Here is a 16,042-nt window from a genome sequence, read left to right as displayed (position 1 = left end):
CCCCCGATCCTCTCTTAGATACCAAAGTTGTCAAAACGGGAATCCGGCGGGCCCACCGCTTATTAGGCGGCGGGTCCGTCGGGCCGAACTTGATTTTTAAGGGACTTTGAGGTGGATATCCACCCCTTTGCGTGGAATTAAGCCACGCGCTCCTCGAGCCGGTAGCCCGGGGTCTCCAGAAGCGGCAGGTCGAAGACCTCCACGACGCGCGCCTGGTCGAAACCGTTGAAGGCCGTGCGCAGGCAGGAGCCGTAGGCGCCGAGCTGTCCCAGCTCGATCCAGTCGCCGGCCTTCACGTCGGCCGGCAGGTGGAACGGGCCGTTCATCTTGTCGGCGCTGTCGCAGGTCGGGCCGTAGAAGCTGAAGGCCTCCGTGGCGTCCTCGCCCATCGCCTCGAACGGGCGGATCATCCGCGCCGGGAAGCGGAAGCCGGGGACGCCGGCGTCCGACAGGGCGCCGTAGACGCCGTCGTTGATGAACAGCTCGTTGCCGCGCCGCTTGATCACCTGCACCACCAGCGACACGCCCGGCGCCACCAGGGCGCGGCCCGGCTCGCACCAGATCCGGCAGCTGGACGGCAGGGCCAGCTTCGCGACACCGCGGGCGATCGCCGCCATGAAGTCGCCGAGCGGGGGCGGGGTGACGCCGGGGTAGGAGACGGGGAAGCCGCCGCCCACGTCCAGCACGTCGATCGCCACGCCGGCCTCGGCGATGACGCGGCCGGCCAGCTCCAGCGCGCGCTCGTAGGCGGCGGGCTCCAGCATCTGCGAGCCGACATGGAAGGACAGGCCGATCTTCGGTGCCGCGGCGCGGGCGGCGCGCAGCAGGGCCACGGCCTCCTCGAAGGGCGCGCCGAACTTGCCGGACAGGTCGTAGACGGCATTGCCCTTCGGCAGGCCGAGACGGATCACGAGGCCGAGGTCGGAGGCGTTGCCCGTCTCCTCCAGGATCTTCTCCAGCTCCTCCATGGAGTCGAGCACGAAGTCGCGCACGCCGTACTGCTGGTAGGCGGCGCGGATCGCCTGGCGGCCCTTCACCGGGTGCATGTAGTGCAGCACGGCCTCGGGGAACATCTGGCGGACGAGGCGGATCTCACCGGGCGAGGCCACGTCGAAATGGCGCACGCCGCCGTTCCACAGCGCGCGGAGCACGGCCGGCTCCGGGTTGCACTTCACGGCGTACAGCACGTCGCCGGCGACCGCACCCTCGAAGGCCTCGATGAAGCTGCGCGCGGTGTCCGACAGGACGCCCGGACGGATGCAGTGCATCGGGTCCTCGGGACGGTGCAGGGCGACCGCCTGGGCGACGGAGGTCCGGGCGCTCGGCACGGCCGAGGAGGACAGGGGAATGCCACGGCGCAGCGGGGCGACGGCGGAACGGGAACGGATGAAACCCATAGCGCTCTCCTACCAGGGTCCCTTCTGATGAGGAACCCACGAGAAAAATCGGCCCGTCGCGGCGCCATGATTTGAAGGGCATGGGCGCCACGGAACGGAATCGGTTTGTCGGGAAGGGGGACGAAAAAAGCCGGATCGAGCGCGCGTCCGGGCTCAACAGCTCCGGGCGTTCACGGCGTCGATGTCCGGCTTAGGGCTACGGTCTCACTGCCCTGCCGTGGAAAGCAAACATGCCTACCTCCCTCTCGGGACCGGCCCACTATGACCGGTTCTGCCAAAAAGGACGCGGTACGTCGTTGCATAACCACTGGAGGGCCATTGGCACGTGCGATGTGCGTCGTGACGACTGAAATACGCTATTCCGCCGGGGATTCAAGTGAATTTTTTGGGACGCGCCCGGGCTGGCCCAGCAGGGCCAGGCGCGCCGCCACCATCAGGACCATCAGCAGGAAGACGCCGACGAAGGCGGTGACGCCGGCCCAGCCGTGATCGTGCCAGAACAGCCCGCCGACCGTTCCCGACAGGGTCGATCCCATGTAATAGCAGAACAGGTACATCGACGAGGCCTGGGCCTTGTTGGCCGTGGCAATCTGGCCGATCCAGCCGCTGGCGATGCTGTGCATGCCGAAGAAGGCGAAGGTGAAGAGCGCGATGCCCGGCGCCAGCGTCCACAGGCTGTCCGGCCACATCAGCGCCAGCCCCACGGCCATCATCAGGGCGGCGCCCAGCATCACCCTGCCCCGCCCCAACTGCGCCGCCAGCCCGCCGAACAGCGGCGAGCTGACCACCCCCGTCAGGTAGACGACGAAAACCGCGCCGGCCACCGCCGGGCGCAGGTCGAAGGGCGGCTGGATCAGGCGGAAGCTGACATAGTTGAACACCGTGACGAAGCCGCCGATCGACAGGAAGCCGATGGCGAACATGCGCAGCAACCCCGGATTCGTCAGGTGCCCGCGCCAAGCCGCGAGAAATTGGGCCATGCCCGCCTGCCGCCGCACGAAATGGCGCGAGGCCGGCAGCCCCGCCCACACCGCCGCCGCCGCCACGAGGCTGAGCCCCCCGATCACCGCGATGGCGACCCGCCAGTTCGTCAGGTCCGCGACCACCGCGGTCAGCACCCGCCCGGCCATGCCGCCCAGCGCCGTCCCGCCGATGTAGAGCCCCATGGTCACGCCGGCCGAGCGCGGATCGACCTCCTCCGACACATAGGCCATGGCGACCGCCGGAAGGCCGCTCAGCGCCACGCCGACCAGCGCGCGCAGCACCAGGAGCCAGGGCCAGTCCGGCGCCAGGGCGGCGAACAGCCCGAAAGCACCCGACAGCAGAAGCGAGGCGATCATCACCGGCTTGCGCCCGATGCGGTCGGACAGGGTGCCGGCCACCAGCATCGACACGGCGAGGAACCCCGTGCCGAGCGACAGGGACAGGCTCGACTCGGCGGGGGTGACGCCGAAGGCCGCGACGAATTCCGGCATCAGCGGCTGCACGCAATAGAGCGTCGCGAAGGTGGCGAACCCCGCCACGAACAGGATCCGGCTCGCCCGCCGGTATTCCGGCCGGCCCACCACCAGATAGTCGCTGGGGACCTCGTCGGGAATCGCGTCCCGCCCCATAACCGCTTCGCTGCCGCTCACCGCTTCACCTTCGAGACTTACTTGCCGGTCCAGGTGGGACCTTCTCACCGCGCCGCGGCATCATCCAATCGCCATCGGGTCTTGGCTGCCATGCGGCGCGCGGTTGGAGGTTAGGAAAAAACTGTTTGAAATTGGTAAATGCGGGTTAATTTCCGCTCACTGTGCGGAGTTCATTCAAACGTGTTCTTCGCAATGGATGAAAACGCGGCCGTCGGTGGCGCGAGAACAGCGTTCCAGCTCATGCCACTACTTGCGGGAACAGCCTCCGGCACGCTCTCCTTGGCCGCCACTGCAACGCGAGGTGGATGACGCTTCGGCCGCCCTCCTTGAAAAATTGCCGCCCCGCGGCACCGTCCGCCGCGTTAGACTCTCCAGCGCTCAAGCGGGTTTGCGAGGATGGAATGTCAGTGTTCGTGTTTCCCGACGACCCCTTCTGGAACGAGGAGGCGGAGGCGGTTGAGTTCGTGGTGGAGGTCGGGGAGTACCGGGGCCGCGTCCTCGTCGCGCGCCGCGCGCTCCAGTCGCTGGTCGGTCACACGCCGAAGCCGGAGGAGGCGCTGCAATATGTCTGCATGAACCGCCCGGTCTTCGACAAGGCGGTGGAGATGCGCATCATGGACCGCAAGCTCGACCCCGACGCCAACATCCACCTGACCCCGCGTGACGTGCGCCGGGCGTTCCCCGAACTGCCGCCGCAATAGTCGATCAGCGGGCGATCAGCCCCTCCAGCGCGGCCAGGACGGCCTCCACCGGGATGCGGTCCATCGAGTCGCCGCCGAAGGACTGCGCGGCGATGGACCGTCCGCGCGCCACCTTGGGGCTGAACTTCGCGGCGTCGGTCGGCCCGTAGAGCGTCAGCAGCGGCACGTCGGCCAGCGCCACCATGTGGCTGACCCCGCTGTCGTTGGCGATGGCGGCACCAAGGCGCCCGGCGACGGCGATGGTGCGCAAGGGTGATGGCGCCGCACCGGCGAGCGACGGATCCTGCAACGGGAAGAGCGCCCCCGGCACGGCGGCGCGCAGGGGATCCATCCACTCCAGCTCGGCGGGTCCCAGCAGGAAGACGGGGGTGCGCCCCCGCTCCGCCTGGGCCTTGGCGACGGCGATGTAGCGGTCGAGCGGCCAGCATTTGACCCGTGACCCCGCCCCGGGCGCGAGCCCGACATAGGCGCCGCCGTCCGGCAGCAGCCGGCGGGCGTCCTCCAGGAATTCGGCCGGCAGGCGCGGGGCCGCGCGGTCGAGCACCGCCTTGCGCCCGCTGGCGATCTCCGCGAGGTCGATCAGCCGGTCCACGATGTGCGGGGGACGCCGGTAGCCGGCGGCCGGGCGCCGGTCGGACAGACGGAAGCCGGCGGCCCGCGACACGAACAGATCGCGCGGCAGGCGGCGCAGCAGCAAGGTGACCCAGAGCTTCGTCTGGGTGTCGAGCACCACCGAGAAGCGCCGCCCCGCCAGCGCCGCCGGCAAGGGCCGCAGCAGGTCCAGGCGGCCGGCGCCAAGGCCGGTGGCGGGCAGGAACTCGTCGATCAGCCCGTCCATCATGGGCCGCAGCGTCGTGGCGAGATGGGTGTCGTTCGTCGTGACCCAGACGATCCGGCGGTCGGGGTACAGGCCGCGCAAGGCCCGGATGAAGGGCACCTTGGTCAGCGCGTCGCCGATCAGCTCCCCCTGGCTGAAGACGGCCAGGGGGAGCTGATCGGCGACGCGCTGTTCGCGGCTGGGGTCGGACATGGCCCGGCTTCCGGATCAGATGCTGTAATTGTCGGCGATGCCGGAGCGGAGCTGTTCGACCTGGTCGCGGAAGGCGATCGCGTCGCGGCCCGGCTGGTTGGCGACGTCGCGCACGATGCGCGCCGGCCCGGCGCCGGCCCCGCCGCCGCCCAGCACGATGATGCGGTCGGCCAGATGCACCGCCTCCTCCAGGTCGTGGGTGACGAAGAGGACGGTCTTTCCGGTTTCCCGGTGGATGCGCAGCAGCTCGTCCTGGAGGCCGTGGCGGGTGATGGCGTCGAGCGCGCCGAAGGGCTCGTCCATCAGCAGGATCTCCGGATCGACGGCCAGCGCGCGGGCGATGCCCACACGCTGGCGCTGGCCGCCCGACAGCTCGTAGGGCCAGCGGCGGCCGTAGTCGCCGTCCAGCCGCACGAGCTTCAGCGCCTGCTCCACCCGGCGGTCGCGGTCGGCCGCGGCGATGGCCAGCCCCTCCAGCCCGAGGCGCACGTTCCTGGCGACGCGGCGCCAGGGCAGCAGCCGGGGGTCCTGGAAGACCAGCCCGACCGCGCGGCTGTCGGGGCGCGGGTCCCGGTGGATGGTGACGTCGCCGGTGCGGGCCTCGTGCAGGCCGGACACGACGCGCAGCAGCGTGGACTTGCCGACACCCGACGGGCCGACGATGGCGACGAAGCTGCCGCGCTCGATGGTCAGGTCCACGCCCACGAGCACGGGCGGCGCGTCGGCGCCGTAGCCGATGGAGACGTTCCGGAGATCGATCACCGCTGCCATGACAACACCCGGTTCTGAACCTGCATGAACAGGAAGTCGGACACGCCGTAGAGCAGCGCGATGGTGACCATGTAGAGCACGACGATGTGGGTGGCGAGCAGGCCCGACGCCTCCATCATGCGCATGCCGACGCCGGGGATGCCGAACAGCTCCGCCGCGACGACCGTCATCCAGCCCTGCCCCAGCCCGGCGCGCAGGCCCGACATGATGCCCGGCAAGGCACCGGGCAGAATGACTTTGAACAGGCGCGGCACCAGCCCGCCCTGGCCGAAGGCGTGGGCCAGCTCGATCAGGTCCTTGTCCACCCCGCGCACGGCGGAGAAGGTGGCGTAGTAGTTGATCCAGAAGACCGTCAGGCTGATGAGGAAGGAGGCCGCACTCTCGCTGACCCCGAACCAGATGATGGCGAAGGGGATCCAGGCGATGGCCGGGATCGGGCGCAGCATGCGCACGACCCAGGCCTGGAACGCGTTCCACCAGGGCGACAGGGCCGCCGCCGTGCCGAAGGCGATCCCGAGGAAGGACCCCAGCGCCAGCCCCATCAGGTAGTGCGACAGGCTGGCCATCACCATGGTCTGCCAGGTGCCGCTGCGGAACTCCGACAGGAAGGCGCCGGGCACCGCACTCGGCGACGGCAGAAGCCGCGCCGGCACGATGCCGCTCTGCGCCAGCATCTCCCACATCAGCAGGAAGACGACGACGCCGAGCGCCGACAGCGGGATCGCCGAACGCGCCCTCATTGCACGGTCCTCACCTGACCATCCCTACCCTTGCTTATGCCGTCACTTGCCGGCCGCGGCGTCGTAGAAGCGGAAGTCGAAGGCCTCGGCCACCGGCACCTTGCCCTCGGCCGCACCGATCTCCCGCGAATAGTCCATCATCGCCTGGATCGGCTGGACCACCGCGTGCGGGTCGGCCAGGAACTTGCTGCCCGGCGAACGGAAGGCGGTCTCCAGCGTCGCCGGCTCCAGCAGGCCCTTGCCGAGATGCTCGTTGGTGAGCTTGGCGGAGCGGGCCGGGTCCTTGGCGATCAGGTCGATGGCGCGCAGATGGGCCTTGACCAGGTCCTTCAGCGCCTGCTCCTTCTCGCGGATCACGGCGCCGCGCGCGGCGATGACCGTGCCCGGCTGGTTCGGGAACATCTCGGCACCCGAGGCGATCAGGGCGACGTTCGGGTCCATCTGCTTGGTCACGGTGACCGTCGGCTCGCGGATGATGGCGGCGTCGAGCGCGCCGGCCAGCAGGGCCTGCTGCGTCTTCTCGATGCCCATGGCGACGATCTCGACGTCGGCCGGATCGACCTTCACCACCTTGAACAGCCAGTGGCGCAGCACCGTGTCGGGCACCGAGCCCGGCGGCTGGGTGCCGATCTTCACCTTGCGGCCGTTCTGGGCGGCGAAGGCCTTGAAGCTGTCCGGCGTGGCCTTGCCCGACCCGACGATCTTGGCGAAGGGCCCGCGCCCGGCGACCACGATCTCCTCCACCGCCGAGTTGGCGATGACCGAGACGTCCACGCCCTTGGAGCGCGCGACCAGCACCGGTGCCACGCCCGCGTAGAGCACGTCGATCTGCCCCGCCGCCATCGCCTGGATGGCGTGCGGCCCCGACTCGAAGCGCGTCAGCTTCAGCTCCACCCCGGCGTCCTTCGCCCAGCCCTCGCCCTCGACGATGAAGAGCGGGGCCGCCGCCAGGATCGGAATGTAGCCGATCTCCAGCTTCACCGGATCGGCGGCCCGGGCGGCGCCGGGCAGGACAGCGGCGAGCGAAACGACGGCGGCGGCGGCCAGCAGGGCGGCGCGGCGGGTGAGACGGGTCATGGCATCGGTCCCAGGCAAGAGTTGCGCCGGGGTGTTTAGCATGTTTCGCCGAAAGGGGGAGACGGATTTTCACACAGGGCGGTGATGCATTGGCGGATTGTACACAAACGTCACGGGGATAGCTGTGGGGCGAGTAAGCTAGGCATAGTTCGCGGCCTTGCCAATAAGCTCTTTATAGAAGAACATGATGAACACGCTTCTAATGCCAAAGGTTACGAAAATATGGTGAAGAAAAAATTCGCTCGCCCACTTCCTAGAGTATCATCCTGGCAGCCTCGTGACGCATCTCGCCCACTTTCTGCGGCTTTTGAAAAGCAGTGCAAGAACGCTGAAGAGCGGCTCTTACAAGGTTTAGAGTATGAGTCTAATTTCGCTGTTGACAGTTTTGAGTCCGGCATTCCGTTTGAAAGCCTATTCCGTCGCGAGCTAAAGCAACTCATTCCCCAGCGCTATATGGTTACAGATGGGCTTTTGTTAGATCGTTTCGGGAAAACTGCTGGAAAATGTGACGTTTTGCTTTTTAATGATTTTTGGTTCTCGCCAGCAAAATCTCCGGTATTTGAAGATACCGGGCTTCGATATTTTCCAGTAGAAGGAGCCTACGCAGTTGGTGAAATCAAGCAAACCCTTTCTTCTTCTACGCTCGATAAGGCCATGGAGAAATTGGTGATTTGTCACCGTCTGAATCGACCTAATACATTTGCAAACAGAATGGTTGAAAATCGTGAAAGCGATAGCTGCCGACATGGATTAACAAACCCACTTTTCAGCTTTATTCTAGCTGGAAAGATCGCTAAAGGAGACACTTTTGACGCGTTAATCAACAGATTTTTTGATATCTGCCAAAAATTGAAAAGATTAGAAACTCCGCGTGCGTTATGCGTATTAAATGAAGGCATTGTTTTTTGGGGATACCAAAGGCTAGGAAGCACCAACGAAATCAAACCCGCACTCTTCTTTAAAGAAGACTTATTCCAATCGGTCTTTCCTATTCGCATTGGGAAAAACGACCAAAGTCCGCTTTATTCACTAATTCAGCAGCTTCAGTTAGCACTATTCCATACGATTCTTGCCCCTGAAGACCTCGCTACAGCATATGGCTCTTTAAACGAAAAAATACAAACTCCGAGCAGTCCTTCGATTGCGCTCCCACCGGACGATGAGTGGATCGATCGGCTTCTCACACCTTGCGGCAACGAACATTGAGTAAATGCAATTACAAAAAATATATCACTAAGCGCTGTGGTATTTGGTTTCTAAAACCTTCGGATGTTCAGATCCGCCCCGACCAGCGGCGAACGGCGCAACGCCTCCAGGATGCCCCCCTTCTTCGGGGGCTCTCCCGCGATGCTCTGGCTGACCACCGAACGGATGCGGGCCGCCTCTGGGCCGTCTTCAGCGAGACGCCGCGCCAAGGCGCGGATGAGGTCGCGGTCGCCGTCGAGGCCCAGCACCTCGAAACGGGCTAGGCCACGTTCGCCGAGTCGCGCCCGATAGTTCCTGACCGCCCGCTTCTGTGACGTGTTGCTCATGGCTGGCCTCCCGCGCCTAACCGGTAATATGTCCGGCTGGAAGGCCACCGCAAAGTCCTCACGAAAACACGAACGCCAAATACAAAAGCCCCCGGTGGGGGGAGAGGATCCAGGTCCCCTCCCCCGCCGGGGGCTTCGCGTCGTTGACGCTGCCGCCGCTTACAGCCGGTTGCGCTTGCGTCCGGCCTGGCCGAAGGCGCGGTCCACATAGTCCACGAGCTGGCCCAGCGCCTCGGTCTGGCCGAGCTTGCCGGTGTCGAGCGTCAGCTCGGCGCTCTCCGGGGCCTCGTAGGGGGCGGAGACGCCGGTGAACTCGGCGATCTCGCCGGCGCGGGCCCGCTTGTAGAGCCCCTTCGGGTCGCGGCTCTCGCAGGTGGCGAGGTCGGCGCTGACGAAGACCTCGTGGAAGCGGTCGCCGCCGATGGCGCGGGCGCGCTCGCGGTCGGCCTTCAGCGGCGAGATCAGGGAGGCAATCACCACCATGCCGGCGTCGGCGAAGAGCTTGGAGGCCTCGGCGACGCGGCGGATGTTCTCCGACCGGTCCTCGGCGGAGAAGCCAAGGCCCGCGTTCAGCCCCTGGCGCACGCCGTCGCCGTCCAGCACGAACACCTGCCAGCCGCGGTCGAACAGCACCCGCTCCAGCGCCATGGCGAGCGTGGACTTGCCGGCGCCGGACAGGCCGGTCAGCCAGAGGATGCCGCCGCCGTGGCCGTTGGCATCGGCGCGCTCCTCCGCCGTCACCGCGTGGGACACGGCGTGCAGGTTGGCGACCGGCTTGTTGGCATCCGCCGCCTCCACGTCGATGGCGACGCAGCCGCCGACCACGTCGTGGCCGTCGATCAGCACGCCCCGGCCGGTGCGCGGCAGGTCGCCCACCAGGTCGATGGCGATGGGGGCGCGGGCGCGCAGCACCACCTCGGCGATCTCGTTGCGGCGGACGGACGGCGCCTCGCCGGTGCTGAGGTCGTCGATGTTCAGGACGTTGGTGATCGCCTCGACCGTCACGCGGTGTTCGGCCGTGGCGATCTTCAGCGTGTAGCTCTTGCCGACCACCAGCGGCTCCGACACCAGCCAGAACAGCCGGACCGACAGGCGGCTGGTGACGTGCGGGGGCGACTCCTCCAGGTGCGCGATGTGGCCGCGCTCGGCGAAGATGCGCTTGTCCAGCGTGATGCCGATGGACTGGCCGGCGGCGGCACTCAGCACCGGGCCGGGGTGGTTCCAGGCCTCGATGCTCACGACCTTGGCGGTGGCGTCGGTCGGCGCGAAGCGCAGCGTGTCGCCGACGCGCAGGCGCCCGCTCTCGATGCGGCCGGCCAGGATGCGGCTGTCGTTCGGCTTGTAGACGTCCTGGACCGGGAAGCGCAGGGGCTGCTCGGTCAGCGGGGCCTGCGGGCGGAAGGCGTCCAGCGCCTGCACCACGGTCGGGCCCTTGTACCAGGACATGTTCGGCGAGCGGCCGACGATGTTGTCGCCGTGGCGGGCCGCGATCGGGATGATCGTGTCCACGCCAACGCCGAGGCTCGCCAGATAGTCGCGGATCTCGGCGGAGACGGCCTTGAAGCGCGCTTCACCGTATTCGACCCGGTCCATCTTGTTGACGGCCACCGCCACCTGCCGCACGCCCAGCAGGTGCAGGAGGAAGGCGTGGCGGCGTGACTGCTCCAGGGCGCCCTCGGCGGCGTCGATCACCAGCAGGGCGGCGTCCGCCTGGCTGGCGCCCGTCACCATGTTCTTCAGGAACTCGGTGTGGCCCGGCGCGTCGATGATGACGTAGGGGCGCTGCGCCGTCTTGAAGTGGATCTGGGTGGTGTCGATGGTGATGCCCTGGTCGCGCTCCGCCTGGAGCGCGTCCATGACGAAGGCCCATTCGAAGGGCATGCCGCGCTTGCGGCTCATCTCGTGCACCTGCTCCACCTTGCCGTCGGGCAGGGAGCCGGTGTCGTTCAGCAGCCGGCCGATCAGCGTGGACTTGCCGTGATCGACGTGGCCGACGATGACGATGCGCAGCTGACCGTTCAGGTCCTTGTTCGTGTTGGTGCCGACCATGATTACATGTACCCCACGCTGCGCAGGCGCTCGAAGCTGTCTTCGGCCTCATTGTCCATGGCCCGGCCGGCGCGCTCGGGCACGCGGGTCACGGCCAGCTCGGCGATGATCTCGTCGATCGTGCCGGCGGTGCTGTCCACCGGGAAGGTGATGTTCTTTTCACCCAGCGAGCGGTAACGCTTGCCGTCGCGGGCGAAGTACAGCGGGACGATGGGGATTTCCTCGCGCTTGGAATAGCGCCAGATGTCCATTTCCGTCCAGTGCAGCAGCGGGTGGATGCGGACGTGGGTGCCCTCGTCGAAGCGGGTCTTGAAATGATCCCAGAACTCCGCCGGCTGGTCCTTCACGTCCCAGTCGCCGTCCAGCGAGCGCGGCGAGAAGACGCGCTCCTTGGCGCGGGTCGCCTGCTCGTCGCGGCGGATGCCGACGAAGATGCCCTGGTAGTTGCCCTTGCGGAGCAGGTTCTTCAGACCTTCCGTCTTGCGCGCGGCGGCGCGGGTCAGCGGCGGCAGGGTCTGGTCCATCTCCTCCTCGGGCGGGCACATCTCGACGCGCAGGTCGAGATCCCATTCGCGCGTCGCCATGTCGCGGAACTCGTAGACCTCCGGCAGCTCCATGGCGGTGTCGAGCTGGACGACCGGGAAGGGCACGCGGCCGAAGAAGGCCTTGCGGCACAGCCAGAGCAGGACGTTGGAGTCCTTGCCGATGGACCACAGCAGCGCCAGCCGGTCGATGCGGTTGTAGGCCTCGCGGAGGATGTAGATGCTCTGGCTCTCAAGCTGGTCGAGATCGGTCGTCATCAAACGTTTCCAATACGATGAATGTGGATGCCGCATTCGGTCTTGTCGGTGCCGGCCCAGCGGCCGGAGCGCGGATCGGCGCCGGGGGCGACGCGGCTTGTGCAGGTGAAGCAGCCGATGGACAGGAAGCCGTCGGCCTCGAGCGGGTGGCGCGGCAGCCCGCGCCGTTCGAATTCCTCGTCGATCCGCTCGCGGTCCCAGAGGGCCAGCGGATTGACCTTGATGCGCCCGTCCGCCTCCTCGAACAGCGGCAGCGCCGCGCGGGTGGAGGACTGGAAGCGCTTGCGCCCGGTCACCCAGGCGTCCAGCCCCGACAGCGCCCGGTCCAGCGGGACCGTCTTGCGGATGTGGCAGCAGGCGTCGGGGTTGCTGTTGAACAGCATGCCGTCGCGGTCGCCGGCGGCGATGTCGTCGGCCGTCGGGCCGACCGTGCGGACGTCGGTCAGGCCGAGCCGCTTCACCAGCTGGTCGCGGTAGCGGAGCGTCTCCCCGAACAGCTTGCCGGTGTTCACGAAGATCACCGGAAAGCTGGGGTCGGCCTCCGCCGCCAGGGCCAGCAGGACCGCCGACTCCGCCCCGAAGGACGAAACCAGCGCGATCCGGCCCGGAAACACGTCGCGCGCCATGGCGTGCAGAAGCGTCGCCCCCTCAAGATGGCCGTAGCTGGCCATCAGCTCCTCTAGCGAGGCGCGCGGGGCGGGCATGTGGTTGAGCTGTCCTTCGGGCATCGGCTTATTGCCTATTCCACAGGTAGATTTGTTTGATCGAATTGCACGGTATCACGTGATTCACACCGCCGCAAGGTATTTACATTGTCTATTTGCCAAATAGGGTTACGTGTTTTGTGTGAAATATGTTGAATGCCCCACCGGGCTGGATTAAATGTCCGTCCCATGCACATGAACCCGCGCGATACCGTTGTTGCCGCGCCCCGGCAAGGGGCGGAGGACCGGCCATGATCCCCGCGATCCTGGATCCCGCCCATGTGCGCATGGCCCTGGTCGGCGCCGGCCCGCTGGGCGTGAAGCGCCTGCGCCAGCTGCGCGAGCTGGGTGCCGACCTCACGGTCTATTCACCCGATCCGGATGGGGAATTCGCCGATCTCGCCGGACCGGAGCTGGTCCGCGCCCTGCCCTCCCCGCAGGACATCGGTGCGGTTCATCTGTTGTACGTGGTGGGATTCGAGAACGACGTGGCGGCACCGCTCGCCGCGGAGGCGCGGCGCCAGCGCGTTCTGGTGAACGTCGAGGACGTGATCCCGCTCTGCGATTTCCACATGCCGTCGCTGGTGAAGCGCGGCGACCTGCTGATGACCGTCTCCACCCGCGGGCGCAGCCCGGCCCTGGCGCGCTCCATGCGCGAGGCGCTGGAACGGCTGTTCCCGGAGGTCTGGGCGGAGCGGCTGGCCGAGATCGCCGCGATGCGCGACCGCATGAAGGCCGAGGGTGCCGACGGTGCCGCCATCATGCGCGCGACGAAGGAGTTCATCCGGTCCAAGGATTGGCTGCCGAAGGGCTGGCTGCCGTAAGGGAACCGGCTTTCCACAGGAATCAGTGGCGCACGCCGCGCCCTACGGGATATTCCAAACGCAACCAGCCCGCGCGGAACGCGCGGGCCGAAGTTTTCGAGCCAGAGTTTTTTTCGAGGAGGATGGGGATGGCGGTGAAGGCGATCACTGGAAACCGGCTGCGCGACGGCGTCGTCGTGTTTCTCGGCCCGGACGCCGGGTGGGTGGAATCGCTGGACGGCGCCGCCCTGTTCGAGGACGCGGAGGCGGCCGAGGCCACCCTGGCCGACGCCAAGGCCAAGGCGGAGCGCGAGCGCTTCGCCGTGGACATCTATCTTTTCGACGTGCTGATCCAGGACGGCCGGCGCCAGCCGGTGAAGATGCGCGAGCGCATCCGCGCGCTCGGGCCGTCCGTCCGCACCGATCTCGGCAAGCAGGCCGCGGCCTGAACACACGGTAATTTGCGGCCTTTGGGGGGCCTGATCATGAACCACATCGCGCCCGGCCGGCATGCCGGCGTCTACCATTACGACGAGATCGACCGCCGCTTCATCACCGAGCGCGTCGAGCAGTTCCGCCAGCAGGTGACCCGCCGGCTCGCCGGCGAGCTGTCGGAGGAGGAGTTCAAGCCCCTGCGGCTGATGAACGGCCTGTACCTCCAGCTCCACGCCTACATGCTGCGCGTGGCCGTGCCCTATGGTGTCCTGACCTCCACGCAGCTGCGCAAGCTGGGGCACATCGGCCGCCGCTACGACAAGGGCTACGGCCACTTCACGACGCGCCAGAACCTCCAGTTCAACTGGATCCGCCTGGAAGACACGCCGGACATCCTGGCCGACCTGGCCGAGGTGGACATGCACGCGCTGCAGACCAGCGGCAACTGCGTGCGCAACGTCACCACCGACCAGTATGTCGGTGCCGCCAAGGACGAGCTGGTGGACGGCCGCGTCTATGCGGAGATCCTGCGCCAGTGGACGACGGCCCACCCGGAATTCACCTATCTGCCGCGCAAGTTCAAGATCGCCATCACCGGCAGCCCGAACGACCGCGCCGCCGTGCGCGCCCATGACGTGGGCGTGCTGGCCAAGCGCAACGAGGCGGGCGAGATCGGCTTCACCTTCTATGTCGGCGGCGGTCTCGGCCGGTCGCCCTTCATCGGCAAGCTGATCAAGGACTGGGTCGCGGAGGAGGATTTCGTCGCCTATCTCGAGGCGATCCTGCGCGTCTACAACCAGCACGGCCGCCGCGACAACATGTACAAGGCGCGCATCAAGATCCTCGTCCACGAGATGGGTGCGGAGAAGTTCGGCGCCGAAGTCGAGGAAGAGTTCCAGGCCCTGCGCGGCCCGAAATACCGGCTGCCGCACGAGGTGGTGGAGGAGATCCGCGCCAACTACGCGCCGCCCCCCTTCGAGACCCTGCCGGCCACCTCGCTCGACTTCGAGCAGAAGAAGGCGGCCAACCCGGACTTCGCGCGCTGGGTGGCGGTCAACGTCGCCGAGCACCGGGCGCCGGGCTACGCCATCGCCACCATCTCGCTGAAGCCGGCCGGCGGCATCCCCGGCGACGCCAGCTCCGACCAGATGGACCTCGTCGCCGACCTCGCCGACCGCTACAGCTTCGGCGAGATCCGCGTCAGCCACGCGCAGAACCTCGTGCTGGCGCATGTCCGCCAGGACGACCTCTTCGCGCTGTGGAGCGCGCTCGAGCCCGCCGGGCTCGGCACGGCCAACCTCGGGCTGATCGGCGACATCATCGCCTGCCCGGGCCTGGACTACTGCGCACTCGCCAACGCCCGCGCGATCCCGCTGGCGCAGAAGATCTCCGCCCGCTTCGCCGACCCGGAGCGCCAGCGCGCCATCGGCGAGCTGGGCATCAAGATCAGCGGCTGCATCAACGCCTGCGGCCACCACCATGTCGGCCACATCGGCCTGCTCGGCGTGGACAAGAAGGGCGAGGAGTTCTACCAGATCACCGTCGGCGGCGACCCCACCCTGACCACTGCGATCGGCGAGATCCTCGGTCCGTCGGTCACCGAGGACGCCGCGGTGGACGCCATCGAAGGCCTGGTCAACGTCTACATGGAAAAGCGCGAGGGCGGGGAGCGTTTCCTCGACACCCTGAAGCGCCTCGGCCCCGCGCCGTTCAAGGAGAGGATCTATGCCGCTGCTTAAGAACGGCGACGCCGTCGAAGACAACTGGGCCGTCATCGCCGACGACGCGCCGGTCCCGGCGGACCGGCCGGCCGTCATCAGCCTCGACCGCTGGCAGGCGGAGCGCGCCTCCTTCGACGGCCGCAACGCCCCGCTCGGCGTCCGGCTGAAGAGCAGCCAGCTCGTGGACACGGTCCTGGCGGACCTCGACCGCTTCTCCCTGGTCGCGATCGAGTTTCCGAAGTTCCGCGACGGGCGCGGCTTCTCCACCGGCCGCCTGCTGCGCGAGCGGCACGGCTACCAGGGCGAGATCCGCGCGGTCGGGCACGTCATCCCCGACCAGTATCTCTTCCTGAAGCGCTGCGGCTTCGACACGGTGGAGGCCCCGGAGGGCACCAACCTCGACAGCTGGAAGAACGCCCTGACCGAGATGACCGTGGCCTACCAGCCCGCGGTCGGCGACGACCAGCCCCTGTCGCTCCTGCGCCGGCGCCTCGCCCAGCAGGGCTGAACACGGCTCAAGAGCAAAGCCCCGCTCCGGTGACGGAGCGGGGCTTTTTCATGGTGCGCCCAGCATGGGCGTTCTCTTGTGGGTGGAAGTCCCATCGTAAGCTGATCACGGCGAGCGAAGTGAAGCGCAACTGCGGAAGG

The 16,042-nt window shown here is 67.2% G+C and carries 16 protein-coding genes; 6 read left to right on the top strand and 10 right to left on the bottom strand.

The genetic code is table 11. The annotated features are described in order from the left end of the window. Positions 1 to 137 precede the first annotated feature (137 nt). Together JUB11_RS29965 and JUB11_RS29960 are read right to left on the bottom strand one after the other, a co-directional pair. Positions 138 to 1,397: a type III PLP-dependent enzyme gene (locus JUB11_RS29965; protein WP_207462470.1), complete on the bottom strand. Its 1,260-nt coding sequence runs from the start codon at positions 1,395 to 1,397 to the stop codon at positions 138 to 140. Positions 1,398 to 1,753: 356 nt separating this feature from the next. Next, entirely contained in the window at positions 1,754 to 3,031 is a 1,278-nt protein-coding gene (locus JUB11_RS29960) for an MFS transporter (protein WP_348771537.1), read from the bottom strand. Between the two features lie 401 nt (positions 3,032 to 3,432). Here JUB11_RS29960 and JUB11_RS29955 point away from each other — a divergent pair, with 401 nt between their 5' ends. Next, positions 3,433 to 3,732 (top strand): DUF1488 family protein, encoded by a 300-nt coding sequence (locus tag JUB11_RS29955; protein ID WP_207462469.1) that lies wholly within the window; start codon positions 3,433 to 3,435, stop codon positions 3,730 to 3,732. A gap of 4 nt (positions 3,733 to 3,736) precedes the next feature. Here the strand turns inward: JUB11_RS29955 and JUB11_RS29950 are convergent, their stop codons facing one another. From JUB11_RS29950 to JUB11_RS29935, 4 genes are read right to left on the bottom strand one after another with little or no spacing between them, the layout of a single operon-like run. Further along, positions 3,737 to 4,762: a glycosyltransferase family 9 protein gene (locus JUB11_RS29950; RefSeq protein ID WP_207462468.1), complete on the bottom strand. Its 1,026-nt coding sequence runs from the start codon at positions 4,760 to 4,762 to the stop codon at positions 3,737 to 3,739. A gap of 15 nt (positions 4,763 to 4,777) precedes the next feature. Then, positions 4,778 to 5,533, bottom strand: a complete 756-nt coding sequence (locus tag JUB11_RS29945; RefSeq protein WP_207462467.1) for an ABC transporter ATP-binding protein — start codon at positions 5,531 to 5,533, stop codon at positions 4,778 to 4,780. Beyond that, positions 5,521 to 6,273: an ABC transporter permease gene (locus JUB11_RS29940; protein ID WP_207462466.1), complete on the bottom strand. Its 753-nt coding sequence runs from the start codon at positions 6,271 to 6,273 to the stop codon at positions 5,521 to 5,523. The genes JUB11_RS29945 and JUB11_RS29940 overlap by 13 nt, the downstream gene beginning before the upstream one ends. A 42-nt stretch (positions 6,274 to 6,315) precedes the next feature. Next, positions 6,316 to 7,350: an ABC transporter substrate-binding protein gene (locus tag JUB11_RS29935; RefSeq protein ID WP_207462465.1), complete on the bottom strand. Its 1,035-nt coding sequence runs from the start codon at positions 7,348 to 7,350 to the stop codon at positions 6,316 to 6,318. A gap of 84 nt (positions 7,351 to 7,434) precedes the next feature. Between JUB11_RS29935 and JUB11_RS29930 the strand changes: the two genes are divergently transcribed. Continuing rightward, complete coding sequence (locus JUB11_RS29930) at positions 7,435 to 8,556, top strand: DUF6602 domain-containing protein (protein ID WP_207462464.1); 1,122 nt, start codon at positions 7,435 to 7,437, stop codon at positions 8,554 to 8,556. 50 nt (positions 8,557 to 8,606) lie between these two features. On the opposite strand, the gene JUB11_RS29925 is transcribed toward JUB11_RS29930, so the two are convergent. From JUB11_RS29925 to JUB11_RS29910, 4 genes are all read right to left on the bottom strand, one after another. Beyond that, positions 8,607 to 8,882 carry a hypothetical protein gene (locus tag JUB11_RS29925; RefSeq protein WP_207462463.1) on the bottom strand — a complete coding sequence of 92 codons (276 nt, stop codon included), beginning with the start codon at positions 8,880 to 8,882 and terminating at the stop codon, positions 8,607 to 8,609. A gap of 159 nt (positions 8,883 to 9,041) precedes the next feature. Next, a complete protein-coding gene (gene cysC, locus JUB11_RS29920; protein WP_207462462.1) occupies positions 9,042 to 10,931 on the bottom strand; it encodes an adenylyl-sulfate kinase in 1,890 nt (629 codons plus the stop codon). A 2-nt stretch (positions 10,932 to 10,933) separates the two neighbouring features. After that, positions 10,934 to 11,731 (bottom strand): sulfate adenylyltransferase subunit CysD, encoded by a 798-nt coding sequence (cysD, locus tag JUB11_RS29915; RefSeq protein ID WP_207462461.1) that lies wholly within the window; start codon positions 11,729 to 11,731, stop codon positions 10,934 to 10,936. Continuing rightward, on the bottom strand, positions 11,731 to 12,402 hold the full coding sequence (locus tag JUB11_RS29910; RefSeq protein ID WP_247887428.1) for a phosphoadenylyl-sulfate reductase: 672 nt from the start codon (positions 12,400 to 12,402) through the stop codon (positions 11,731 to 11,733). Before JUB11_RS29910 ends, cysD begins: the two co-directional genes overlap by 1 nt. 284 nt (positions 12,403 to 12,686) lie before the next feature. Between JUB11_RS29910 and JUB11_RS29905 the strand changes: the two genes are divergently transcribed. The 4 genes from JUB11_RS29905 to JUB11_RS29895 all read left to right on the top strand — a co-directional run bounded on the left by JUB11_RS29905 (position 12,687) and on the right by JUB11_RS29895 (position 15,902). Continuing rightward, positions 12,687 to 13,259, top strand: a complete 573-nt coding sequence (locus tag JUB11_RS29905; protein WP_207462460.1) for an NAD(P)-dependent oxidoreductase — start codon at positions 12,687 to 12,689, stop codon at positions 13,257 to 13,259. Between the two features lie 128 nt (positions 13,260 to 13,387). Continuing rightward, a complete protein-coding gene (locus JUB11_RS33075; RefSeq protein ID WP_247887427.1) occupies positions 13,388 to 13,687 on the top strand; it encodes a DUF2849 domain-containing protein in 300 nt (99 codons plus the stop codon). A 36-nt stretch (positions 13,688 to 13,723) separates the two neighbouring features. Then, positions 13,724 to 15,412 (top strand): nitrite/sulfite reductase, encoded by a 1,689-nt coding sequence (locus JUB11_RS29900; protein ID WP_247887426.1) that lies wholly within the window; start codon positions 13,724 to 13,726, stop codon positions 15,410 to 15,412. Further along, complete coding sequence (locus tag JUB11_RS29895; RefSeq protein ID WP_207462459.1) at positions 15,399 to 15,902, top strand: DUF934 domain-containing protein; 504 nt, start codon at positions 15,399 to 15,401, stop codon at positions 15,900 to 15,902. Before JUB11_RS29900 ends, JUB11_RS29895 begins: the two co-directional genes overlap by 14 nt. Positions 15,903 to 16,042 lie beyond the last annotated feature (140 nt).

It is taken from the genome of Azospirillum sp. SYSU D00513, from assembly GCF_017356015.1.
GTDB lineage: Bacteria > Pseudomonadota > Alphaproteobacteria > Azospirillales > Azospirillaceae > Azospirillum.
This window is presented reverse-complemented; position numbering and strand designations above follow the sequence as displayed.

Bases quoted from the DNA above. Each gene is read 5' to 3' on its own strand.
- JUB11_RS29965 (WP_207462470.1), bottom strand. From the start codon at position 1,397: ATGGGTTTCATCCGTTCCCGTTCCGCCGTCGCCCCGCTGCGCCGTGGC.
- JUB11_RS29955 (WP_207462469.1), top strand. From the start codon at position 3,433: ATGTCAGTGTTCGTGTTTCCCGACGACCCCTTCTGGAACGAGGAGGCG.
- JUB11_RS29950 (WP_207462468.1), bottom strand. From the start codon at position 4,762: ATGTCCGACCCCAGCCGCGAACAGCGCGTCGCCGATCAGCTCCCCCTG.
- JUB11_RS29945 (WP_207462467.1), bottom strand. From the start codon at position 5,533: ATGGCAGCGGTGATCGATCTCCGGAACGTCTCCATCGGCTACGGCGCC.
- JUB11_RS29940 (WP_207462466.1), bottom strand. From the start codon at position 6,273: ATGAGGGCGCGTTCGGCGATCCCGCTGTCGGCGCTCGGCGTCGTCGTC.
- JUB11_RS29935 (WP_207462465.1), bottom strand. From the start codon at position 7,350: ATGACCCGTCTCACCCGCCGCGCCGCCCTGCTGGCCGCCGCCGCCGTC.
- JUB11_RS29930 (WP_207462464.1), top strand. From the start codon at position 7,435: ATGCATTGGCGGATTGTACACAAACGTCACGGGGATAGCTGTGGGGCG.
- JUB11_RS29925 (WP_207462463.1), bottom strand. From the start codon at position 8,882: ATGAGCAACACGTCACAGAAGCGGGCGGTCAGGAACTATCGGGCGCGA.
- cysC (WP_207462462.1), bottom strand. From the start codon at position 10,931: ATGGTCGGCACCAACACGAACAAGGACCTGAACGGTCAGCTGCGCATC.
- cysD (WP_207462461.1), bottom strand. From the start codon at position 11,731: ATGACGACCGATCTCGACCAGCTTGAGAGCCAGAGCATCTACATCCTC.
- JUB11_RS29910 (WP_247887428.1), bottom strand. From the start codon at position 12,402: ATGGCCAGCTACGGCCATCTTGAGGGGGCGACGCTTCTGCACGCCATG.
- JUB11_RS29905 (WP_207462460.1), top strand. From the start codon at position 12,687: ATGATCCCCGCGATCCTGGATCCCGCCCATGTGCGCATGGCCCTGGTC.
- JUB11_RS33075 (WP_247887427.1), top strand. From the start codon at position 13,388: ATGGCGGTGAAGGCGATCACTGGAAACCGGCTGCGCGACGGCGTCGTC.
- JUB11_RS29900 (WP_247887426.1), top strand. From the start codon at position 13,724: ATGAACCACATCGCGCCCGGCCGGCATGCCGGCGTCTACCATTACGAC.
- JUB11_RS29895 (WP_207462459.1), top strand. From the start codon at position 15,399: ATGCCGCTGCTTAAGAACGGCGACGCCGTCGAAGACAACTGGGCCGTC.